22 protein-coding genes are annotated in these 22645 nt (G+C 70.5%); 14 read left to right on the top strand and 8 right to left on the bottom strand.

Annotated elements, in window-relative coordinates; all coding sequences use genetic code 11:
* Positions 1 to 255 precede the first annotated feature (255 nt).
* Both ACO0LV_RS03895 and ACO0LV_RS03890 read left to right on the top strand, forming a co-directional pair.
* A complete protein-coding gene (locus tag ACO0LV_RS03895) occupies positions 256 to 789 on the top strand; it encodes a sensor domain-containing protein (RefSeq protein ID WP_424786659.1) in 534 nt (177 codons plus the stop codon).
* Positions 790 to 801: 12 nt separating this feature from the next.
* Complete coding sequence (locus ACO0LV_RS03890; RefSeq protein WP_424786552.1) at positions 802 to 2199, top strand: sensor histidine kinase; 1398 nt, start codon at positions 802 to 804, stop codon at positions 2197 to 2199.
* Between the two features lie 41 nt (positions 2200 to 2240).
* Here the strand turns inward: ACO0LV_RS03890 and ACO0LV_RS03885 are convergent, their stop codons facing one another.
* From ACO0LV_RS03885 to ACO0LV_RS03870, 4 genes are all read right to left on the bottom strand, one after another.
* Entirely contained in the window at positions 2241 to 3905 is a 1665-nt protein-coding gene (locus ACO0LV_RS03885) for a patatin-like phospholipase family protein (RefSeq protein ID WP_424786551.1), read from the bottom strand.
* An 89-nt stretch (positions 3906 to 3994) separates the two neighbouring features.
* Positions 3995 to 4294 (bottom strand): hypothetical protein, encoded by a 300-nt coding sequence (locus ACO0LV_RS03880; RefSeq protein WP_424786550.1) that lies wholly within the window; start codon positions 4292 to 4294, stop codon positions 3995 to 3997.
* A complete protein-coding gene (locus ACO0LV_RS03875; protein WP_424786549.1) occupies positions 4291 to 5388 on the bottom strand; it encodes a hypothetical protein in 1098 nt (365 codons plus the stop codon). Before ACO0LV_RS03875 ends, ACO0LV_RS03880 begins: the two co-directional genes overlap by 4 nt.
* A 125-nt stretch (positions 5389 to 5513) precedes the next feature.
* Positions 5514 to 6851 (bottom strand): hypothetical protein, encoded by a 1338-nt coding sequence (locus ACO0LV_RS03870; RefSeq protein WP_424786548.1) that lies wholly within the window; start codon positions 6849 to 6851, stop codon positions 5514 to 5516.
* A 121-nt stretch (positions 6852 to 6972) separates the two neighbouring features.
* Here ACO0LV_RS03870 and ACO0LV_RS03865 point away from each other — a divergent pair, with 121 nt between their 5' ends.
* The 5 genes from ACO0LV_RS03865 to ACO0LV_RS03845 all read left to right on the top strand — a co-directional run bounded on the left by ACO0LV_RS03865 (position 6973) and on the right by ACO0LV_RS03845 (position 10190).
* Entirely contained in the window at positions 6973 to 7929 is a 957-nt protein-coding gene (locus ACO0LV_RS03865) for a hypothetical protein (protein WP_424786547.1), read from the top strand.
* Positions 7926 to 8669 (top strand): hypothetical protein, encoded by a 744-nt coding sequence (locus ACO0LV_RS03860; protein WP_424786546.1) that lies wholly within the window; start codon positions 7926 to 7928, stop codon positions 8667 to 8669. The genes ACO0LV_RS03865 and ACO0LV_RS03860 overlap by 4 nt, the downstream gene beginning before the upstream one ends.
* Positions 8666 to 9109, top strand: a complete 444-nt coding sequence (locus tag ACO0LV_RS03855) for a hypothetical protein (protein ID WP_424786545.1) — start codon at positions 8666 to 8668, stop codon at positions 9107 to 9109. The genes ACO0LV_RS03860 and ACO0LV_RS03855 overlap by 4 nt, the downstream gene beginning before the upstream one ends.
* 13 nt (positions 9110 to 9122) lie before the next feature.
* Positions 9123 to 9413 carry a WXG100 family type VII secretion target gene (locus ACO0LV_RS03850; RefSeq protein WP_424786544.1) on the top strand — a complete coding sequence of 97 codons (291 nt, stop codon included), beginning with the start codon at positions 9123 to 9125 and terminating at the stop codon, positions 9411 to 9413.
* A gap of 144 nt (positions 9414 to 9557) precedes the next feature.
* Entirely contained in the window at positions 9558 to 10190 is a 633-nt protein-coding gene (locus ACO0LV_RS03845; protein ID WP_424786543.1) for an MBL fold metallo-hydrolase, read from the top strand.
* Between the two features lie 39 nt (positions 10191 to 10229).
* Here the strand turns inward: ACO0LV_RS03845 and pgm are convergent, their stop codons facing one another.
* Entirely contained in the window at positions 10230 to 11909 is a 1680-nt protein-coding gene (pgm, locus tag ACO0LV_RS03840) for a phosphoglucomutase (alpha-D-glucose-1,6-bisphosphate-dependent) (RefSeq protein ID WP_424786542.1), read from the bottom strand.
* A gap of 59 nt (positions 11910 to 11968) precedes the next feature.
* Here pgm and ACO0LV_RS03835 point away from each other — a divergent pair, with 59 nt between their 5' ends.
* A complete protein-coding gene (locus ACO0LV_RS03835; protein ID WP_424786541.1) occupies positions 11969 to 12883 on the top strand; it encodes a DUF5926 family protein in 915 nt (304 codons plus the stop codon).
* Between the two features lie 203 nt (positions 12884 to 13086).
* Entirely contained in the window at positions 13087 to 14175 is a 1089-nt protein-coding gene (locus ACO0LV_RS03830) for a glycosyltransferase family 2 protein (RefSeq protein ID WP_424786540.1), read from the top strand.
* A gap of 99 nt (positions 14176 to 14274) precedes the next feature.
* On the opposite strand, the gene ACO0LV_RS03825 is transcribed toward ACO0LV_RS03830, so the two are convergent.
* Entirely contained in the window at positions 14275 to 16728 is a 2454-nt protein-coding gene (locus tag ACO0LV_RS03825) for a hypothetical protein (protein ID WP_424786539.1), read from the bottom strand.
* 106 nt (positions 16729 to 16834) lie between these two features.
* On the opposite strand from ACO0LV_RS03825, the gene pheA reads away from it, so the two are divergent.
* From pheA to ACO0LV_RS03810, 3 genes are all read left to right on the top strand, one after another.
* Positions 16835 to 17773, top strand: a complete 939-nt coding sequence (gene pheA / locus ACO0LV_RS03820) for a prephenate dehydratase (protein WP_424786538.1) — start codon at positions 16835 to 16837, stop codon at positions 17771 to 17773.
* 77 nt (positions 17774 to 17850) lie between these two features.
* Positions 17851 to 18174, top strand: coding sequence for a ferredoxin (gene fdxA / locus ACO0LV_RS03815; RefSeq protein ID WP_424786537.1), 324 nt, complete (start codon positions 17851 to 17853; stop codon positions 18172 to 18174).
* Positions 18175 to 18224: 50 nt separating this feature from the next.
* Complete coding sequence (locus ACO0LV_RS03810) at positions 18225 to 18734, top strand: flavin reductase family protein (protein ID WP_424786658.1); 510 nt, start codon at positions 18225 to 18227, stop codon at positions 18732 to 18734.
* Between the two features lie 59 nt (positions 18735 to 18793).
* Here ACO0LV_RS03810 and ACO0LV_RS03805 read toward each other — a convergent pair whose 3' ends face one another.
* Entirely contained in the window at positions 18794 to 20017 is a 1224-nt protein-coding gene (locus tag ACO0LV_RS03805) for a diacylglycerol/lipid kinase family protein (RefSeq protein WP_424786536.1), read from the bottom strand.
* A gap of 61 nt (positions 20018 to 20078) precedes the next feature.
* On the opposite strand from ACO0LV_RS03805, the gene serS reads away from it, so the two are divergent.
* Together serS and ACO0LV_RS03795 are read left to right on the top strand one after the other, a co-directional pair.
* Positions 20079 to 21350, top strand: coding sequence for a serine--tRNA ligase (gene serS, locus ACO0LV_RS03800; protein WP_424786535.1), 1272 nt, complete (start codon positions 20079 to 20081; stop codon positions 21348 to 21350).
* An 11-nt stretch (positions 21351 to 21361) separates the two neighbouring features.
* On the top strand, positions 21362 to 22270 hold the full coding sequence (locus ACO0LV_RS03795) for an HAD family hydrolase (protein ID WP_424786534.1): 909 nt from the start codon (positions 21362 to 21364) through the stop codon (positions 22268 to 22270).
* Positions 22271 to 22366: 96 nt separating this feature from the next.
* Here ACO0LV_RS03795 and ACO0LV_RS03790 read toward each other — a convergent pair whose 3' ends face one another.
* Complete coding sequence (locus ACO0LV_RS03790) at positions 22367 to 22600, bottom strand: hypothetical protein (RefSeq protein WP_424786533.1); 234 nt, start codon at positions 22598 to 22600, stop codon at positions 22367 to 22369.
* Positions 22601 to 22645: the final 45 nt, after the last annotated feature.

The following is a 22645-nucleotide window of genomic DNA, read 5'->3' as shown; positions in this document are numbered from 1 at the left end:
GTATCCGGCGATCACCCCAGAGGATGAGCAGGGATGTGGCTCCGTAGGGTGATGCCATCGACGCCCCCTACTCGTACGTTCGGTATGTGCAGACCCTTCAGACCGAACTTCCGCTCAGCCCGGTACACGGCACCACTCCGGATGCGCCGTCACCGGCAGCCCGTCCGGCGTGGGCGCGGTTCTCGTGGACGGGGACGTTCCGGGGCCTTGCCCACCTCCTGACCGCCTTCGTCCTGTCGGTACTGGGGCTTCGTCCTGCTGGTGCCGCTGTTCGCTCTCGGATTGGCCACCGCGGTGACCTGGGCCGGGGTCCCCATCCTGGGCTTCACGCTGCTTCTCGCCAGCGGCTTCGCGCGGGAGGGGCGCGACTTGTTGGACCGGACCACCGGGGACTCGTTCCCCGCCCCCCGGTACCGGCAGTCGGCTACCGGGCCCGTGCGGCTGGTCCGGATGGTGGCCGACCCGCAGTTATGGCGGGACATGACGCATGCGGTCGTGGTGGCGTTGCCGCTGCGGACGGCGACCGTCGTCGTCGCCGCCTCGTGGTTGGCGGCCGGCGTCGGTGGGGTGACTTCCTGGCTGTGGTCGGTGTTTGTGCCCGGTTATCAGGGTTTGGCCTCGCTGCTGTTGGTGCTCGTAGCGCCGCAGGTGCCCTTCCACGCACACCTGGCCGATTCCCTGGTGCACGGCGTGCTGGGCGCAGTGCTGCTGCTGACCACGCCGGCCCTGGTGCGGTTGTTGGTGTCCCTCGATGCGGTGAGTAGTCGGGCGCTGCTGGTTCAGCGGTAGCGTAGAGCGGCCATGACTGAGCAGGAATCGGCGTCCCAGCGTTCCCTCGATGACGGGTGGACGGGCACGCGTGAGCCCAACAAGGACCGGGTGGTTCCGCGGTGGTTCGACAGCGCGATCCCGCACCCGGGCTCGCGCTTGCTCTCCAGCCAGTGGCTGACCATCTTCGTGTGGCTCTCCGGGTTGGTGGCCCTGGCGGTCAACGCGGCGACGATGCCCACGCTGTACCGTGCATTCGTCCCCCTCACCCTGGTGGCTTCCATGTTGCACGCGGTGAGCCTGCCGGTTGCGCTGAAGCGCCCCAAGGTTGCGGTGGCACTGTCCACCATCGCCCTCGGCGGCACCACAGTGCTGACGATGGGCCGGGAGGTGTTCCCCTGGCCGATCCCGGTGGTCTCCCTGGTGATCACATCGCTGCTGTGCGCAATCCTGGCGCTGCGGGAGCGCTGGCCCTACGCGATGGTGGGCAGCTTGCTCGCCGTGGTGGTGCCGGGACTGTGCGCGACGGTCGTGGCGCTGGTGCGCGACGAGTGGCGACCGATCCTTCCGAACCTGCTCACCGCTGCCTCGGTCCTGGCCCTGGTGACCACCTTCGGGGTCCTCATCCGGGAGTCGTTGATGAGCCGGGCCGAACTGCTCGCGCAGCAGGAGCGCACCGCTGCGGAACAGGAACGGCGTCAACTGGTGGAGGAACGCACACGTATCGCCCGGGAGCTGCACGACATCGTGGCGCACAGCCTGTCCATCATCTCGATCCAGGCCTCCACCCTGCGTTACCGGGTCGAGGGAGTCACCGAGGAGGTACGGACCGAACTCGATCAGATCACCGAGTCCGCCCGCACCGCCCTGGTCGAGATGCGCGACCTGCTCGCTGTCCTGCGGCAGGAGGACGCCGAGCAGGAGTTGGCACCGCAGCCCACGCTGAGTCGGGTCCCCGAACTCATCGAGAACGTCCGGCGCAGTGCCGCCGTCGTGTCGTTCGACGTCCAGGGTGATCTGGACGATGAGGCGGTCCTGGACGTGACCGGAATCAGTGCTTACCGCATCGTGCAGGAAGCCCTGAGCAACGCCGTGCGGCACGCTCCCGGCGCGCCGGTGGACGTGCGGATCGAGGTCGGGCAGGACGTGCTGGTGATCGATGTGCGCAACCCCGGATCGGTGGTCCACGGTCCTCGGCCCGGTGCATTCGCCCCATCGAGTCCTGCTCCGTCCGATCCGCCCGGCGATGGTTCGGCCGACGTTCGTGCGGGTGGCTTCGGGCTACGCGGGATGCGCGAGCGGGCCACCTTCGCCGGCGGCCGGCTGCACGCCGGCCCGTTGTCCGATGGAGGCTTCAGCGTGCACGCCGAACTGCCGCTGCACGGCGCAGGAGCGCCCGACGCGATCGAGGGCCAGTCCCCGCCTGCGTGAGGTGGCTCACGGCCTCACGCGAGCCCTGGAACGCCGGGTGCCTAACGGAGTGCGCCGGGCCAGGTGGGTGTGGCCTCGATGGCGAACGGGTGCCGCTCCCAGGTGCGCCACCACTGGTCGGCGGACGGAGGCAGGTGCGCCGACCCGGGATCGGCGATCAGGTCCCGTAACTGGATCTTCAGTTCCGCGATGTCCTCGATGGTCGGCTCGCCGGTGGCGTCGGGTCCGAACGCCTCGTCCTCACTGGTCCAGATCAGTCGGCGCAGTTGGATCACGTTGCGGGTGCGTTCCTGCCGGGCCGGTTCCGCCGCCTCGCAGACGTCCGCAGCGCGCAGGTAGCCGTAGTCGATCGCGATGGAGACCAGCCCTGGGTCGATCGTGACCATGTCGTGGATGTCCAGTTCCGGTTGGATCACCACCGCCCCGCGTTCGCGGGCGTACCGGACCTCGTCACGCTGGATCTCATCAGGACCGATCTGCGCGGTGGACCGCATCAGGATCTCCATCAGGTCCTTCTGCGCGAAGTCCGACATGGTGGCCACCCCTTCGGGAGCGGCGACGACGACGAAGCACTGGTCCACGTCCCCGCGGTCCAGGACGATGGCGGCCGGCACGTTCTCGCGTACCCCGCCGTCGATGTAGTGCTCACCGGCCAGCGGGACCGGGGGGAAGACCCCGGGGATCGAACAGGAGGCCAGCACCGCCTCGAACATGCCCACCGGCTGCAGGTCGGCCAGCACGGCGTCGGACCTGTCCCGAAGGCGCCCGTGCTGGTCGACGTACCGCAGTTCCCCGCTCTCCAGGCCGACCACCGCTACGCGCAGGTCCAGTGCGGATCGGCCCAGCCGCTCGGCCGAGAACACCTCCGGGTCCAGCAGCCGGTCCACGATCGTGCCGGGGCGGAAGGCGGAGCGTTGCTGCTGGGCGCCGCGCAGGATGAGCTCCAGATCGGTGCTCGAGCGGCCGGCCTCCCATAGGGTGCTCAGGGTCTCCAGTGCGTGCGCGGGGCTCCAGTGCCGTTCGTGCTCAGGTGGCGTGTCGGTACCGGTGTTGATCTCGGTCGCCGGTGCGGCCTCCTCCGTGCCGGCCGCGGGCGTGATCCTCGCCGCAGCGGCCACCTCCACGGCCGCAGCCTCGGCGACCTGGCCGCGGCCGGGACCGTGGGTGCCGTGAGCGTGCGACGGCTGTTCCCCGTTCTCGCGGTCTCCGGTGATCCGGGCCACCGCCTCCCGTGGCTTGGCGAGCAGGTCCGCCAGGCCCGCGGCCAGGGAGGCGCGGTTGGCCCGCCGCTGACGCAACTCGACCACCTTGCGCCAGGTGGGGATGTGCTCGCGCAGAGCGGTGAACCACTCCTGCTCGGCGAACATGTCCGAGGACTGACGCATCTGCGCCCAGATCTCCTCCATCTGTTCCAGCGCCCGGAGTTGGTCCGCGGCGTCTGAGTGCTGGGCCAGCACCGCGGCCAGGATGGAGCCGGCAGAGGTGCCGCTGATCACCACGGGGTCCAACTGCTGATGCCGGTACAGGTACTTCAGTGCGCCGATCTCGAAACTGGACCGGGCTCCACCGCCGGCAATGACCAGGGCGGTGCCGGTGCCGGCGGAGCCGGGGGATACGGTCCCCGAACTGCTCGGAGCGGGAAGGGTGTCCGGGTCGATCCACCGAGCAAGCCGGGTGCGCAGGCGGTACATCGCGGAGTCACTCACACGGTCCAGCGTACGGAACCGCCGCCACCGGCGGCCCGGACTTTTTCAAACCCCCGCCGCTCCGGCCCGCGCGGATCGCCCACCGGCGGTCACTCGTCGCTGTTCCCGCACGTGGTGGCGCGGCCGGGCTCGCCGGCCGCGCGGATCGTGCCGGTCACCCGGGTCAGCACCGGGGTCGCCCCGACGCGGCTGGGGATACGGGAACCGACCTCCACGCCGGCGACGTTGACCACCACGACCCACCCGCCGTCGTCGGCCCGGCCCAGGCCCAGCCCGCACACACCCGGTTCATCGGCCAAGGCGGCCCCGAGCGCTTCCTTCGCTTCGTGCGCCTGCGCTCGAGGGACCCCGGCCGGCGCCTCGTCGCCTCGGGGCGATCCGGTAGTCACGGTCCCGCTCCCTCTCCACGGTGCCGGTCCGGGGCCGCTGGCTGTGCGCCGTCGTCCCTGGCGAGCAAGGAGACATCCAGACGGGTCAGGACCTCCTGGATCGGGTTCAGGAAGGTCAGCCCCTGCCCGGCGCTCCCCCCGCCGGTGCTGCCGGCGAACAGCAGCCCCACCGCTGAGGTCTCCTCGGTGAGGTAGACGAGCGATCCGGAGTCCCCGCCGGCGGAGAAGGCGTCCGCCCCGGTGCCCTCCACCTCGATCTGGCCGTCGAAGGCCAGCGTGCCCAGGCCGGGGCCGAAGTCCACCAGCAGACCATCCAGTTCGATCGCGGTGACCACGCCGTGGGTGAGCCCGGTGGTGCGCCCGATCTTAGCCACCTGCTCTCCGCCGTCCACCTGCGTGGTGCCGGTCAGCTCACCACCGGGGTAGGCGGTGACAGCCTCTGCTGCGAGGTCCGGCTCGAGGGCGGCGATGGCGGCGTCGACCGTGGCGACCTGACCGGGCACCAGGTCGACCAGCCCTGCCAGGGCGCCGATCCGGTCGGCCGGATCCGTGCCGCCGTCGGCAGGGCCGGGCTGCACGACCGGATCACCGAGCGTTCCGGCCTCCCCGACCAGCACGTGGTGGTTGGACAGCACGTGCACAGCCCCCTCGTGGCGCACGAACGCCCCCAGCGTGCCGGCACTGACACCGGTGTGCGCAACCGACAGTCCGGGCCGCAACGGCCGGGTGCGCTCGGTCAGTTCGGCTGCGATCGACCGGGGCAACCCCACCCCGGCCAGTGCGGGACCGGGCCACGCACGAACCCTGCCGGTGTGCCGCACGTCCAGGTCCGGCCCGAACTGCTCGCTCAGGCGGCGGGCGGCCATCCTGGCCGTCGGGGTGCCCAGCCGGTACCGCAGCGCCAACCGGTAGGAACCGTCGGCGGCCGGGGCCAGGCCGAGTGCGATCCCCACGGTGGCCGGCCCCGGGATCGTCCCGATCGTGGACCCTCCGTAGCGGTGGGCCATCGTCACGTCCAGATGGCCGACCAGGTCGGTCACGTAGTCGGCTGCCTGCGCCTTGACCTGCCGTGCCTGCTCGCGGTCCCAGCCCATGGATCACTCCGTCCTGCCTCGGTGCGGCGCTGCTTCCCCTACCCAGCAGTCTGCGTGCCGCGGCCCCGGACTGCTACCCGGGGTCGCGACATCGGTGCGCCGGCCATCCCGGCGGGCTTCGGCGCTCACAGCAGGTCTGCGAACCGTTTGCCGAGGCGGCTCCAGGGCCGGCGACGACGGTGCCGGCGGCCGGTCAGCACGCGTTGGTCATGGTCGAGCCGGCGCAGCCTGATGTTGCCCGCTAGCCCGAGGAGCGTGGGGAAGGAGGTCGCGAACGGTAGCGAGAGGCCTACCGAAGCCCCCAGCATCAGCAGGCTCATCACGATGTACCGGGTCCATGACGTCTGCCGCGGGTGGCGGTGGTGTTCACCGTCCACGGCTGTCCAGGACATGACCTGGATCGACTCACCCGGTTCCACCGGGGTGGTGCCCTCCGCCAGCCACACATGTGAGGCGTCCGGCAGGGCGACCTGCGGGCGCCACGTCGAGTTGTGCCGGATCCCCAACTGTTCCAACAGTCCGTCGGAGCGCTCGGTATGGACCACATCGACCACCTCCGCCCACGCGGGGCCCTCCTCCCAGGCCCATGCGGTGCGTTCAGCGGGCAGGACACCCAGGCCCTGGTAGGTCCCGGGGAGGGTGACCAGCAGCGCGATGATCACGCGGGCGCTGGGACCCAGCAGGGACTCGATCGGGCGCAGGTCGGGGACGCGCCGCCAGTTCGGTGTGCTGGGCCCGACCTCGGGCAGGGCGGGATCATGGCTGCCGGGCTCGGCCCGGACACCGGCCGAGACGGGCGCGGGCATGGCGCGGCGGAACCGGCGGGGCAGCAGCATCCCGGTGACCGCGCCGAGCACCCGAGCAATGAGGTACCCGGTCAGGGCCAGCGGCGACAACAGCAGGAGCGGGAACAGGTACAGGCGTAGGTCCGTGCGCACGCCCTTGCGGAACGGGGTGGCCATCATCCGCAGGACCACCCGCCAGTCGGTGACCGCCAGATCGAAGGCCCACAGCAGCACCCGGATCCTGGCGGTGCCATCGCGCAGGTCGGGGCCCACCTGATGGACCAGGTCCCGCGGGTCCACCCCGGCAGGGGTGAGGACGAAGCACCAGCGCCATCCGCGGATGGTCACGGGATCCTGTGCGCGGTCCGACCGGCCTTCCAGGTGGAGCACAGTGGGCACCGGCAGGCCCTGTGCACGGGCCTCCTCGGCCACCTGCACGACGTAGTCGTCGTCGGGAAGGGCCTGGTGGTCGCCACGATCCAGCACCGCTGCGCGGGCCGCCGAGACGGTGTGCACCACCAGCACCACGCCGACGATCACCACCAACGTCCCCGCCACCCGGTAGGGCACGGCGACGAGCGCGAACATCAGCGCGATCGGGGCGATCCGGGCCACGGTGAGCGCCAGTGCCAGCCACACGGCCAAGGCGGCATTGCCGATGCTCCGTACCGTGCGCATGGGAACGCACTGTAGCGATCGCGGTGCTGATGGGTACCTCTCCCCATTCCGCGCCGGTAGCGCCCGCAGTAGCGTGCGAACCATTGTGGCGGGGAGTTCCCTGTGGTGACCGGAGGTTTGAATGACGGAGTTCATGGTCGATCCCGACACGCTCGAACTCATCAGACAACTGGCCGAACGCCAGGGTGAGCACGTTGACGCGATCAGGGGCCACCTGGAGAGCCACACCACGCTGAACGACGTAGGCGGGCTGATCATGGCCTTCCTGGCACCGATGTATGACTCCGGGCGGGAGAACGCGGTACAGGGATTCGCCCAGGGTAAGGCGGTGTGCGAAGCCGTCGCCCAGGTGGCCGAGGAGTCCAGGCAGGCCTACCTGGACGCCGATGAGGAGTGCCGGGCCGGACTGGAGGATGCGTGCGCGGGCTCCGGAATCGACGTCCCGGCCGCACCGCCTCCGGGCTCCGGTGTGGAGTTGCCTCCGGCCACCGGAGTGATCGGCCCCGGTGAGGCGCCGGAGGGCTCCGGCATCTGGTCCAATCTGCGCGAGCACACCGTCAGTTCGATCGACACCACGCGTTCCCTGGTCGACGGTGCCGGTAAGACCGGTGCCGACGGCTACGCCAACCGGGTAATGCCGCGCACTGAGTTACCCGGTGGGGTGCAGGCTTTCGACAACTTCCGGGTGCGCCGCCCCTTCGACGTCATGATGAACAACGCCGTGGATTCTGCCTGGGAGGCCGCGGACGACCGCTGGGGCCAGCACGGTGCCACCTCCAGCCTGCGGGACCGGTTCGAGCAACGCCAGTACGCCGCGTGGGGGGAAAGTTACGACAGCGGCCTGACCACCACGAGCAGGGCCCCGGAGGCCCCGTACGCGAGTTCCTGGGTGGACAACAACATGAGCGTGCGTACCTGGCAGGCGGGTCAGGACGTGGCCGGGCTGTACGGACAGAGTCGGGGGGCCTACGACGCGGTCAATGCCGCGATGGAGACGGGGGAGTCCCTGCAGACGGTGCGCGCTACGGCCGGTGGGCCGGACAACACCGCCTCTCACGATTGGGCACAGGACCGATGACGGTACGCGAACTCGAAAACGCCTCGTTGGGCCTGGTCAGCCCCACCCCCTCCACGGATGACTTCGGCGAGGGGCTGCGGTGGAAGGCCGGACCGTTGCTGGGCGGGTTGGACTGGTTGCTGGAACAACTCACCGGGACCTCGGCGATCCGAAGTCTCGTGGAGCCCATCGCCGGCGACTGGGTGGGTCTCTCCTCGGGGGAGCAGGCGTGGAGCCACGCCCAGCACGCTTCGGAGGCGGTGGGCCGCAACTTCGCCGCGGCGGCGAACCCGGCCGGCTGGACGGGGGAGGCCGCTGAAGCCTATTCCGGGCGTATGCAGGAGATCGGGGACAGTTTCGCCCAGTACGGCGAGGGCTGCGCGGCGATGGCCGAGGTGACCGGGGCGCTGGTGGAACTGACCAAGTCCACCGCCGAGGCCATCGCCGGCATCCTGGGCTTCCTGGGGGACTGGCTCACCCGCGCGGCCGCCCAGATGGCGGTACCGGTGGTGGGCTGGGCAGTGGGGGCCATCGATGGCGTGATCAGCTCGGCCACCGCTATCCGCAAGATCAACCAGGGCATCCGGCTGATCCAGACGGTGGTGGACACCGTGGAGCGGTTCCGCAGCGTGATCGTGGTGCTCACCCGCCTGGCCTACCTGATCAAGCTCATCGCGCAGAGCATCTCCTACGTCAACCGGGTACGCACGGTTGCCGCCGGAGACGCGGCCACCGCCACGGCATTCGGAGTCCAACCATGAGTTTCGACCGCAGTGAGATCGACGAGTTGCTGGCCGACATCCGCGCGGCCACAGAGGACGCCCGCCAGACCGCGCAGGAGCAGGCCGCCGAGCGGGAGCGGTTCGCCCAGGAGAGCAGGCAGATGGATGCCGAGCGGGCGGCTGCTGCCCGGCGTGGGGAGCACGGGCGTGACTGGCAGGACTTGCAGGGCCGGATCGACCGGGGGGAGACCACCCTGGCCGCGGTGCTCTCCGGAGAGGACGACTCCCCACTGGCCCAGCGGATCCAGGACGTGACCGCCCAGAACCTGGTGACGATCACCGCCGAGATGGCCGAGCACGATGAGGCCACCGGTGGCGAGCGCTTCTCCGAACTCAACGAGGCCTTCGCCGACCTGCGCGCCAGCATGGAGCGCGCCGCCGACGCCGCCGAGCAACTGCGCGGCCTGGGCCCGGAGTGAGGAGGAGCACGGAATGAGCGAGCCGATCGTCGTCACCTTCGATGTGGTGCACCAGGCGGCGGACGACCTCGAGGCCGCCACCACCGCGATGCGCGAACTCCTCGACGGGATGGTGGCGCAGCTGCGTCCGCTGGAAACGGAGTGGACCGGTGCCGCCGCGCAGGCCTACCAGGGGCGGCAACGAGAGTGGGACATCGAGATCACCGAGATGGTGGATCTGCTCGGGGTGCTGGCCGGGAGGGTGGAGGCCTCCGCTCAGACCTACCAGTCCACGGAGGGTGACGTGCGCTCGGCCTGGGCCTGAGTCCGCAGCATCTGCGCACCGGACCTGGTCCACATCCGGCGGTTCGGCGCAAGCACAGGCAGTAGGGTCCCCCTGTAGGCAGACAAGCGCATACCGCCGGGCCGGGCGGTCCGGCCCAGGCCGACGGGATGAGTGGGGTGAACGATGAAGATCACGAAGTACGCACACGCCTGCGTCGCGCTGGAGGATGAGGCCGCCCGACTGGTCATCGACCCGGGTTCGTTCACCACGCTTCCCGAACTCACCGGCGTGGTCGCGGTGATCCTCACCCATGAGCACCCCGACCACGCGGGCACCGACAATCTGCAGGCACTGCAGGAGGCGAACCCGGGCGCACCGATCCTTGGTCCGGAAGGTGCCGCCCAGGCCCTGCCCGCGGTCGAGGTGCAGGTGGTCCAGCCCGGCACCAACGGCCGGTTCGGGCCGTTCGACGTCACCTTCGGGGGCGGGCTGCACGCGCCGATCCACCACAGCATCCCGCAGGTGGACAACCTGACGGTGCGGGTCGGCCAGGACTTCTACCACCCCGGAGACAGCCTGGAGGCACCCACCGGGCCGGTGGCGGTGCTGGCCGCGCCGATCAGCGGCCCCTGGCTGAAGTTGGGTGAGGTGATGGACTACGTGCTCGCCGCGCAGGCGTCCAGGGTGATCCCGATCCACGAGGTGCATGCCTCAGAGCCCGGTCGCGGCATCGTCTATGACCGCCTCGGTGAGGTGGCCGCCCAGCGTGGCGGGGAGTTCATGGTGCTGGCCCCGGGGCAGAGCCTGAGCACCTGAACCCGGGGCAGACGACGTCACGTCGGACCGCGGAAGGTGTCAGGTGGCCAGCGCGTCGGTGACCACGCCGCGCGCGGCCTGCTGGACCTGCTCCAGGTGGTCGGCGGAGACGAAGGACTCGGCGTAGATCTTGTACACGTCCTCGGTGCCCGAGGGGCGGGCGGCGAACCAGGCGTTCTCCGTGGTGACCTTCAACCCCCCGATCGGGGCGTCGTTGCCCGGGGCGCGCACCAGTCGGGCCGTGATCGGGTCACCGGCCAGTTCCGTGGCGGTGACCGCCTCCGGGCTGAGCCGGCCGAGCGTCGCCTTCTGGTCCCGGGTGGCCGGGGCGTCCACGCGCGCGTACCAGCTCTCCCCGAACATGGCCGCCTGTTCCTCGTGCAGTTGGGACGGGGACCGGCCGGTGACCGAGTGGATCTCCGCGGCCAGCAGCGCCAACAGGATGCCGTCCTTGTCCGTGGTCCACACCGAGCCGTCACGGCGCAGGAAGGAGGCGCCGGCCGACTCCTCCCCCCCGAATCCCAGCGAGCCGGCGAGCAGGCCGGGCACGAACCACTTGAACCCGACCGGAACCTCCACCATGTCTCGTGCCAGGCTCGCAGCGACCTTGTCGATCAGGGCCGAGGAGACCAGCGTCTTGCCGATCCCGGTGCCCGCCGCCCAGTCGGGGCGGTTGCGGTACAGGTAGTCGATCGCCACGGCAAGGTAGTGGTTGGGATTCATCAACCCGCCGTCGGGGGTGACGATGCCGTGCCGGTCGGCGTCGGCATCATTGCCGGTGGCGATGTCATAGGGGGCAGAGCCCCCACCGGCGGCCATGGTGTGCAGCAGGGAGGCCATCGCGTCGGGTGAGGAGCAGTCCATCCGGATCTTGCCGTCGGTGTCCAGGGTCATGAACGCCCACCGCGGGTCCACCTGGGGGTTCACCACGGTCAGGTCCAGTCCGTAGCGCTCGGCGATGGCGCCCCAGTACTCAACTGAGGCACCACCCATCGGGTCAGCCCCGATGCGTACTCCGGAGGAGCGGATCGCCTCCATGTCCAGCACCGATTCCAGGTCGTCGATGTAGGCGAGCATGAAGTCGTGCCTGTGCACCCGCTCGCCGGCACTGGCCTGCTCGTACGGGACGCGGGGGACGCTGCCGACACCGCTGCGAAGGAGTTCATTGGCACGATCGGCGATCCAGCCGGTGGCATCGGAATCGGCGGGCCCGCCATGCGGTGGGTTGTACTTGAAGCCGCCATCACGCGGCGGGTTGTGCGAGGGGGTCACCACGATGCCGTCCGCCCGTCCCGGGCCGCGGGTCCGCACCCCCTCGGAGCTCCCGGCACCGTTGTGCCGCAGGATCGAGTGCGACAGCGCCGGGGTAGGGGTGTAGGAGTCGCGGGCGTCGATGTGCACGTCTACCCCGCCGGCCACCAGCACCTCCAGCGCGGTGCGGGCCGCCGGATCCGACAGGGCGTGGGTGTCCCGGCCCAGGTAGAGCGGGCCGTCGATGCCCTGGTCGGCGCGGTATTCCACGATCGCTTGGGTGATGGCCACGATATGGTCCTCGTTGAAGGCACCGTCGAGGCTGGAGCCGCGGTGCCCGGAGGTACCGAAGGACACCTGCTGGCTCGCTTCGCCCGGATCGGGGGTGACGTCGAAGTACGCGCTCACCACCGCGTCGACGTCGATCAAGTCCTCGGGAAGGGCCACGGTTCCGGCGCGTTCATGCATGGATCGATCCTGCCACCCCCGGGCGGGCGCGGGCCAGCGCTGCTCTAGGGTGTGGGGTTATGGCGAAACGCTCCAAAGGACGGTCCAAGGAAGTCAACCCCAAGGTGGCTGCGCGGCGTGCTGCGCGCAAAGCCGCGCAGGAAGCGTTCCAGCAGGGTGAGGTGAGTGGCCCGCTGCGCGCGTTCGAGGGACTGCCCGGTGAGGTCGACTGGGTGGCGCTGCGGGAGGTGGTGCCCGCGGCCACGGCCACGGCGCGCACCACCGCCGAGTACGGGTCCCGGGACGTCACGGTGGTCACGTTGCTGCCCGGCCTGCTCGCCGCGATGCACCGCAAGGACGGGCAGATCCTGGTCGCGCTGCAGACGCCGTCCAGTTCCGCCGACGCCAGCCGCGACGTGGCCACCGCGCTGCTGGCTGCCCTCGAGGCCGAGCCCGGCACCGCCCTGACCCAGGTGGACCTGGATCCCGAGGGTCCCAGGCTGCAGGACGTGCTGGACCCCTCGGTGGACTTCGAGGTCACCCTGCACGACAACTTCGATTACGCCCTGGACCCCGAGGAGGAGATCACCGGCGAGGTCAAGGACGCGCTGGAGCAGTTCGCCGAGTCGATCGTGCCCACGGTCAAGGTGGCGGGTGTGGAGGGTGCCTACTGGTGCCGGATGAGCGGGCGGGAGTACCTGCGCTGGTCCCGGCCGGAACCGGAGGAGGAACTGCTCGATGCGCTCGCTCGCCTGCACGCCACCGGGGAGTCGGTGCTGGAGGAGGGCACCCGCCTGATCGGTACGTTCCGTTCCTGTGCTCTGGTGATCCCGGTGTGGGAGCTGGTGCGGGGCAGCGAAGCCGATGAGCTGGGGCCACTGCTGCCCCCGTTCCAGGAGCGGCTCACCGAGGCACTGGCCCGGACCGGTGAACTCGGACCGGATGAGCGCCGCGCCCGCGCCTCCCTGGTCTCGCGCCAGGTCACGCTGCGGTAGACCCGGCTCGCACCACCGCACCCGGGCGAGCCGGCCCGGCGCCGACGTACGCCGCGGAATCGCTGATGCCTACCGGGCATTCCAGCGACGCTACCTTTTCGTTCCGTTGACCTTTCCATGGTGTGCGGCACGCGCGCCTTTGAACTCCCGCCCCCCGGCAGGTCATCCTGCATTGCCTGCCCTAGCCCATTAGGCTGGTATTCGTGAGCGGGGAGCAACCATCGAGCGAGCGCCGACGGCCCCTGCGCGTGATCCGACGACGCACGGCCGGACGTGCCGCGCGTGCAGAAGCCTCCGGTCAAGCCCGCGAGCAACGCGTCGCGGTGGTGATCCCCGCCAAGGATGAGGCGGAGCGCATCGCCGAGACCGTCTACGCGGTGCGGGCCATCCCGTACGTGGACCTTGTGCTCGTGGTCGATGACGGCAGCGAGGACGACACCCAGCATGCCGCTCGCGCGGCCGGGGCGGTGGTGGTGCGGCACTCCCAGAACCGGGGCAAGGCCTCGGCGATGGAGACAGGTGCCTCCGTGGTCGCGATGCGCGACCTCGAGGACGGGCCGGCCCGGTTGCTGCTCTTCGTCGATGCGGATCTGGGTGCCACCGCTGTGAACGTGGCGCCCCTGGTGCCCCCGATCGTGGCCGGTCGGGCGGATATGTCGATCGCGGTGCTGCCGCCGCAGGCCGGGGCCGGGGGTCGGGGGTTGGTGACGGGCCGGGCCCGCAAGGCGATCCAGCGCGCCACCGGGTGGACTCCCCGGCAGCCGTTGTCCGGGCAACGCTGCATGACGCGTGAGGCCTTCGACGCCGCCACCCCGTTGGCCCGGGGCTGGGGGGTGGAGGTGGGGATGAGCATCGACGTGCTGATGCAGGGCTTCGCCGTGGTGGAGGTGCCCTGCGACCTACGTCACCGCCCCAGTGGGAACGATCTGCGCGGACAGTTGCACCGCGCGGCCCAGTACCGGGACGTGGCGGTGGCGATCGCCACCCGCCGGTTCCGGCACTACAAGCAGAAGGTGGTGCGCGAGATCGACACCGCCGAGACCGCTCAGGGCGGGATCGTGACCGCCACGTCGGTGCAGTCGGGGCCGCGCCCGGAGGAGGCCGTGGTGGCCGACGTCTCCGAACCAGCCGAAGGTGACGGCGAGATGACCGAGCATGTCGGTGAGACCGCGGCGGACGCCGCTCAGACGGCCGGTTCTTCCCAGGCCGAGGGCACGGACCGCGCCGACGACGGCGCGCCGCAGAGCGTCGATGGCGCGGCGCACGGGGATGAAGGCGCGAAGGCCGAGTAACCCCGGAACCGGTCACGGCGGGCCCGGGCAGAACTGGGCAGCCCACCCCCGGTCCCCGGGAGCGCCGCCCCGGTCGGGTGAGGCCTTCGCCTTCGCCGGTTACGTCGTCCTCGGGCGTGAGTCCGGCGTGAGCGCGTCGCGGGTGCCGCCGGCGTCCTCCTCGGCCGTCGTGGCGGGTGCGGGCACTCCCACGTAGGCACCGAGCTTCACGCGCGAGGTGCTGGACAGGCCCAGCATCCAGGTGCAACTCGCCGCGACCAGCAGGGGCACGCTCACCGCCACACCGACCGCGGGAATCGCCACACCGGAATCGTTCACGGCCATGCCGATACCCAGCCCGACCGCGATCGCGATGATCCCGGCGGGCAACATCGGGGCGGCCTTGGCCATATGCGCCAGCGGGGTGCCGCGGGAGAGGGAGTCGGGGATCCCCGGGTCGCGGATCGCTCCGCGGATCGGGCGGGCGAACACGAACACCACCGTGAGCACCCCGCTCAGGGCCAGCAGCGTCAGAGGGGTGTTTCCGAACAGGATCGCCAGGTTCTGGCCCAGCTTGCGCCAGACCACGTCCCACAGGCCGCCGTCGAGCACTGTCTGGAAGAAGGCGCCCAGGTGGGTCCGGTCCTGCACCGGGCGCAACCAGTCCACGAACGCGAAGGCCATCGTGGCCACCGCCGAACCTCCCAGCACCACCCCCACCCGCAGTACCGACAACCGGATCCCGGCAGCCATCAGCGCCAGCAGGGCGAAGGCCGGGAGGAGTGCCGGCGGTCCGCCGAAGTCCGCGCCCAGGCCCGGTGCGCCGTCGAAGATCGCCGCCGCCACTCCGAGGACGCCGGTGATCACCCCGGCCAGCACCCGTCGGTCGCGTTGGACCAGATGATTGGCCAGTGTGATCGTGACCATCAGCGTGGACACCGTGAACAGTGTGAAGGCGGTGTTGTTCATCCCGTACATCCGCCCGGCCACCAGCGTGGAAACCCCCATCACCGCGTCCACCTGCAACCGGGCGCCGGTCGCGATGTCCACGGTGAGCACCGCCGCGGTGATCCCGGCCACCACGGTGGGGGCGCCCAGCACGTGCCGGCGCCACGGCCCCACCAGGGCGATCGTGACGATGGCGGCCACGAACAGGGCGATGTAGGCGACCAATCCGAGTGCCGGTGGGGTGCTGCGCCACCACGGCATCATGTTCGCCAGGAACGAGGACACCGGGAGAGCCGCGATGCTCAGGGCTGCGATCCGCAGACCGCGCAACACCTTGCGCCGGTGCACGGTGAAGGCGGTGAGCCGGGCGGCCACCGCGGGTACCCGGCGCTGCAGGAACTCGCGCACCCGTTCGGCCGCGGGACGCTTGAGGCCCACGGCAAGGGCCGCGAACAGTGCCAGGTTCATCAGCACCAGCACCAGGTAGTAGGTGGGGGTGATCGGGCGCACGGCCTGGGCGTGGACGGCCTGCTCGATCAGCTGCTCGCGGCGCTCGGTGGCATCCAGGTCCGTCGGCTCGATGCGCAGTGCCGAGCCGATCACGTCCCCGCCCACCGGTTCGCCGTCGAGCATCGACAGCAGCGAGGGGAACACATCGGTGACCATCACGTAGCCGCTTTGCCGGGTGGCCGCGCTGATGCCCAGGCCCACCTCGCCGTCCGCCCCGGTGATGGACAGCACCCGCAGGCCCGCCGAGCCGTCGTCGGCCAGGCCGGCCAGAACCACGATCGGGTCCACCCCGGCCCGGTCCAGTCCGGTCAGCACCGAGCCGACCCGCCGATCGAGCAACTCCAACTGCTCAGCCCGGTACACCTCCGGGTCCATCGGGTTGATCATCGGCTGGTTCTCGTCGGTAAAGCGTTCCCTGCGTTCGGTCGGCAACGGTCGCAGCGACCCGGCGTCGATGACCAGCAGGTCCGTCGCGGCCACCGCCTCGCTGACCTGGTCGATCAGGTCCCCCCCGGCGCCCGCCCGCGCCCGGTGGTCAGCGGGGACACCCTCGGGGTCGGCCAGCGCGATCGCCGCGCCCGGGCCGATGCCGGTGGCCGTGATCTGCTGGTCGGCCAGCGCCTGACCGAACGTGCCCGGGCGGGCCCGGTAGCTGAGTTCGGCGGCCGAGTCCAGGTAGTCCTGCCAGCCCGGCACCACGCCGTCCTCCCCGGGCTCGGTGAGGATGCGGCAGCGGCCGTCGAGGTCCCCGGCCCGGTTCCCGGCGGACAGGCCCAGCCACCCATCGGCCGGGCAGGCGCTGGCGCGCACCGAACGCACGATGAGGGAGGCCTTCGACTCCTGCGCAAGCAGGCCAAGGTTCGGGGTGGTCGAGGTGATGTCCTCCCATGCCAGGCCGGCCACGCCGAGCAGCACCACCGGGCGATGGGCGACGTTCTCCGGGGTCTCGCCCTCGAGGTCCTCCTGCGAACCGGGGTCCTCAGGTGCCTGGGCCAGGGGGGTGGCCGGCGTGCCCGAGGCGACGGCCGGGAGGCCGATGGAGAGCACCAGGACGGCGACCAGGACCGCCAGTGCGGCCATGATCGTCCGCGGCAGCGCCCGGTCCGTTCGGCTCATCACTGTTCAAGCCTAAGCGCGGCTAGGCTCGGCATCGGCCGCTGTGGGGCGATTTCACAGGGGCCACACCCGTTCATCACTTCATTGATCCGCACGGAGGAACGTGATGCGTTACGCCTACCTCGGCCCGGCCGGTACCTTCACCGAGGCCGCGCTGCTGCAGGTTGCCGACCCCCGCACCGATGAGTTGCTGCCGCGGGCCGGCGTGCCCGCCGCACTGGAGGCGGTGCGCAACGGAAGCGCGGACCGGGCGATGGTGCCGATCGAGAACTCCGTGGAGGGCGGGGTCAGCGCCACCCTGGACGCACTCAGTTCCGGGGTTCCGCTGGTGGTGGTCGGCGAGGCGCTGGTGCACGTGGAGTTCGTACTGGTGGCGCGTCCGGGAACCACACTGGACCAGGTGCGCCAGGTCGCCACGCATCCCCACGCCTGGGCCCAGTGCCGGCGCTGGCTGGAGCAGAACCTGCCCGAGGCCGTTCACGTGCCGGCCACCTCGACCGCCGCCGGGGGCGCCATGCTCGCCGGGGAGGAGCCGGTGGACTTCCAGGCCGCGATCACTGCCCCGCTGACTGCCCAACAGTACGGCTTGGAGGTGCTGGCCGCCGGGATCGGCGACAACCCGAACGCTGTGACCAGGTTCGTGCTGGTTTCTCGCCCCGGGCCGATCCCGCCCCGTACGGGTGCTGACAAGACCACTCTGATGGTGCACCTGCCGGACAATGAGGCCGGCGCGTTGCTGACCATGCTGGAACAGTTCGCCGCCCGCGGGGTGAACCTGTCCCGGATCGAGTCGCGCCCGATCGGGGACGCCCTGGGCCGGTACTCCTTCTCCATGGACGCCGAGGGCCACATCGACGACGAACGTATCGCTGCCGCGTTGGTCGGGTTGCACCAGGTGTGCCCGCTCGTGCGGTTCCTCGGGTCCTACCCCCGGGCCGACGGCGGAACGGCGGGTAGCGTGCCGGCCGGCTTCAGCGACGAGAAGTTCCGCGCGGGCCGCGAATGGGTGGAGCAGTTGCGGTCGGGTGTGCACCCCACCGACTGAGGTACCGAGTTGACCTCAAGTAGGGTTGAGGTTCTACGGTCACAGGTGTCTGTGTCCGTATGTGGTGAGGTGGAGTCATGACCTACGTGATCGCGCAGCCGTGCGTGGACCTGAAGGACAAGGGCTGCATCGACGAGTGCCCGGTGGACTGTATCTACGAAGGCGACCGGATGCTCTACATCCAACCCGATGAGTGCGTGGACTGTGGGGCGTGTGAGCCGGTGTGCCCGGTGGAGGCGATCTTCTACGAGGATGACGTTCCGCAGCAGTGGGCGAACTTCTACGAGGCGAACGTGAACTTCTTCGACCAGATCGGCTCCCCCGGCGGCGCCGCGATCACCGGTCCCATCGCCGGGGACCATCCGATCGTGGCCGCGCTGCCGCTGCAGGTGACCGAGTGAACAGCCGCGTGGACCTGCCCGCCCGTGCGGAGACAGTCGCCGGCACCGGGCTGCCGCCCCCGGACGACCAGGGTGCGTCGGCCCCGACCGCCCGGGACTTCAAGGACGTCTTCCGGGTGCACCCCGCCGGGGTCGCCCTCATCACCGCCGCTACCCCCACCGGTCCGGTGGGCCTGACCGCATCGAGCGTGGCCTCGGTCAATCCCGATCCGCCGGCCCTGTCCTTCTCCCTCACCCGTGCCGGCACCAGTGCCGCAGCGATCCTGTCCGCCCGCACATTCGTGGTGCACCTGCTCGACCGGCACGACGTAGAGATCGCCACCGTCTACGCCCGCTCCGGCACCGAGCGATTCACCGCCGGGCAGGGCTGGTCCGAGCTCGCCACCGGGGAGCCCTACCTACCCAGCGCGCGTGCGGCACTGCGCTGCCGTCCCATCCGGACCGTGCCGGTGGGTGGTTCCGAATTGGTGGTCGGCGAGGTACTCGAGGTCCATCGCGGGCGCGCCTCCAGCCCGGTGGTGTACTACGCCCGCCGCTTCCATCCGCTGGGCGAACCCTGAGCCGGTCCACGCCCCCCTGTTGCCCAGCAGAGGCGCCCGCCCGTGCCCCGGCTCACCGCTCAACTGCGGATCCGGACGACCAGGGCCTTGTGATCCACTCGCACACTCAACGCCTGCGCCTCACCGATGAGGTCCCCGTCCACCTGGAGTGGTCCGGGCCGCTGCAGCCGAACGTGGATATCGCGCCCCCGCCAGAACGTGATCGAGGACGGGCTGCCGGGCAGGTCCCGGCGGAACCCGATGCCCTGCAGTACCACCTTGCCGAACAGCGAGGCCCACCCCAGGATGCCCTGGCGGGTGTCGATCGCCGCCACGTCCAACCAGCCGTCGTTGATCTCGGCGTCCGGAAAGAGCACCATCCCCCCGGGTAGGCGCCCACAGTTGGCGAACAGCAGGGTGCGCAGCCGCAACTGGTGCCAAGGGGCGTCCCCGATCTGCATCTGCACCCGGATCTTGCGCCCGTGCAGGTGTCTCACCCCCGCCACGAAGTAGGCGAACCAGCCCATTCTGGCCTTCAGGTTGTCATCGGCCCCGGCCACCATGGCCGCATCGAACCCGATCCCACCCATCACCAGGAACAGGTGCTCACCGCGTCTGGTGAGGGCATCGGGGGGCTGCTTCTGCGCGGAGCCGGCCGGCTCGTCGTCGGCTCCTTTTGGGTCCTGGCCGCTTGCGGCGCGCACCTGCGCTGCCTCGGTGTCCCCGATCGCCCCCCTGGCCCGGGCCTCCTCGGCCGAGAGCAGTTCCCGGGGCCGGATCCACCCCACGTCCATCGGATGGTCCACGCCCGTCAGGGCCGTGTGGATCAGCGCCTGGGTGCCTTCCACCGGCAGATCCACGTTGCGGGCCAGCAGGTTCCCGGTCCCCATCGGCACCAGGCCCATCGGCACACCCGAACCGGCCAGGGCGGTCGCCACCGCGCGCACCGTGCCATCGCCCCCGGCGGCCACCACCACGCAGGCACCCTGTTCGAGTGCCTGCTCGGCCTGCCCCAGTCCGGGATCGGTGACCGTCGTGGTGAACCAGAGTGGCTCGCCCAGACCCAGTTCCCGGCAGATCTGGGTAGCGGTGGTCCGGAACCGCTCCGGGTTGGGTGTCTTGATCGGGTTCACCACGAACGCGGGCGGGCCGTCCTGGGCGTCGTCGGAGCGTTCGGTCGACTCCCCCAGGGAAGGTACCTTCGCACCACGCGCCCGGATGTGCCGCAGCACGATCACCCCGACCACTACGGCCCCGAGGGCGAGCACCAGAGCGATGATGCTGACCCACTGCTCCCATGTCATAGCCGTCAACGTAGCGCCCGGGACGGGCGATAGCACTCCCGGCGGCATTAGGGTCTGAGGTGTGATTGATCTCAAGCAACTGCGTGAAGATCCCCAGACCGCCCGGGACAGCCAGATCGCCCGGCAGGCCGACCCCATGCTGGTGGACCGGGTGCTGGCCGCTGATGAACAGCGCCGCGCCCGGCTGAACGAGTTCGAGTCGCTGCGCGCCGAGCACAAGGCGCTCTCCCGCACGATCGGTCAAGCGAACCCGCAGGAGCGCCCGGCGATCCTGGCCCGCGCCAAGGAACTTGCCGAGCAGGTCAAGACCGCCGAGAACACCGCCGCGGAGGCTGCGAGCGAGTTGGACCGGTTGCTCGATGATTTCGACAACATCGTCCACCCCCGGGTGCCCCCGGGTGGTGAGGCCGATTTCGTGGTCCGCTCCACCCACGGCAGCCCGCGGGACTTCACCGCCGAGGGCTTCGCGCCCAAGGACCACCTGGACCTGGGGGAGGCACTGGGTGCCATCGACACCGAGCGCGGTGCGAAAGTCTCCGGGTCCAGGTTCTACTTCCTCACCGGTGTGGGGGCGCGGCTGGAGCTGGCGATCCTGAACGCCGGGATGGACAAGGCCATCCAGGCCGGATTCACCCCGATGATCACCCCGACCCTGGTGGGGCCGGACGTGATGGCCGGCACCGGGTTCCTGGGCGATCACGCCGCCGAGGTGTACCACCTGCCGGCCGAGGACCTCTACCTGGTGGGCACCAGCGAGGTGGCCCTGGCCGGATACCACGCCGATGAGATCCTGGACCTGTCTGCCGGACCCAAGCGGTACGCCGGCTGGTCGGCGTGCTACCGGCGAGAGGCCGGTTCCTACGGTAAGGACACCCGCGGGATCATCCGGGTGCACCAGTTCCACAAGGTGGAGATGTTCACCTACACCACCCTCGATCAGGCCGAGGCCGAGCATGAACGGCTGCTGGGCTGGGAGCAGGAGATGCTGGACCTGATCGAGGTGCCGTACCGGGTGATCGACGTGGCCGCCGGGGACCTGGGTTCCTCGGCCGCTCGCAAGTTCGACTGCGAGGCGTGGCTGCCCAGCCAGCAGCGGTACCTGGAACTGACGTCCACCTCGAACTGCACCACGTTCCAGGCCCGGCGCCTGGCTGTCCGCGAACGGGGACCCAACGGGACCCGCCCGGTGGCCACCCTGAACGGCACCCTGGCGACCACCCGGTGGATCGTGGCGATCCTGGAGAACCACCAGCGCGCGGACGGTTCTGTGCACGTGCCCGAGGGGCTGCGGCCCTACCTGGGCGGGATGACCAGCTTCGACCCGGTGGCGTGAAGGTGGCGGGTATGGGCTCGCAAGCCCTCGGGCCGGTCGGTGCCGTCGGCTTCGACGGGTCCGCGGTGGCGGAGCGGCCGGCCTTCGAGAACCTGCCCGCACACCTGCCGCGAGGCTCGGACCTGCTCGTGGCCCTGGACATCGACGGCACCCTGCTCGGCCATGACGGGTCCCTGTCCGAGGGGGTGCGGGAGGCGGTGACCGACGTGGACGCCTCCGGCGCCCACGTGGTGCTGGCCACCGGCCGTTCGATCATCTCGGTGACCCCGGTGCTGGAACAACTGGGCCTGCGGCACGGCTGGGCGGTGTGCTCCAACGGAGCGGTCACGGCCCGGCTGGACCCGGGCGCGGCATCAGGGTACGAACTGGCCGAGGTGATCACCTTCGACCCCGAGCCGCCGCTGCGGACGCTGCGCGGGCACCTGCCCGACGGGCTGTTCGCGGTAGAGGACCTGGGCCAGGGGTTCAAGGTCAGTGCCCCCTTCCCCGCCGGGGAGCTGCAGGGCTCGGTGCGGGTGGTGGACTTCGAGGAACTCTGCGCGGCACCGGCGTCCCGGGTCACCCTGCGTGCCCCGGATCTTGATGTCGACCACTTCCACGAGTTGGTCGCCCGTACCGGGCTGCACGGGGTCTCCTACGCCATCGGTTGGACCGCCTGGCTGGATATCAACCCCGAGGGGGTGTCCAAGGCCAGCGCGCTGGAGCAGGTGCGGGCGCACCTGGGGGTGGCCCCCGGTGCCAGCGTTGCGGCCGGTGATGGACGCAACGACATCGAGATGCTCGGTTGGGCCGGCCTCGGGGTGGCGATGGGAGGGGCCGACGGCGACACCGTCGCGGCCGCCGACGTCACCGCCGCGGGGGTGAGTCAGGACGGGGTGGTGCCGCTGTTGCAGGCGGTCGCCGGTCCGGGTGGGCGCTGAGGGTCCGGGGTGCGCGCCCGGCGCTCGGCCGCGTTGCGCGCGGCCCGCCCCACCACACGGGACGTGCGGTGAGGCGGTGTTGACGGTAAGGGTTGCTCAGGCCAGCCGGGCGGCGAGCATCTGCTTGCCGAGTTCGGCGCCCTTGGTGCTGTCGGCCTGGGCCTTGCGGAAGAACTCGGCGAGCTCGTTGTCGCCGTCGCGTTCGGCGTCGGCGATGTACTGTTCCAGACGCAGGGCGTTGGACAGGCAGGCCTCGGTGAACCAGAGAAGGTTGTAGTCCTTGTCCTTGGTTCCGGTCACGTCACCGGTCTCTGGGCGGATATCCGTCATCGTGTCCTCCTCGGGTGATCGATCGACACGGGCTCTCCGTGCGGT

Source organism: Pseudactinotalea sp. Z1739 (assembly GCF_049725055.1).
Classification (GTDB): domain Bacteria; phylum Actinomycetota; class Actinomycetes; order Actinomycetales; family Beutenbergiaceae; genus CALKWS01.
This window is presented reverse-complemented; position numbering and strand designations above follow the sequence as displayed.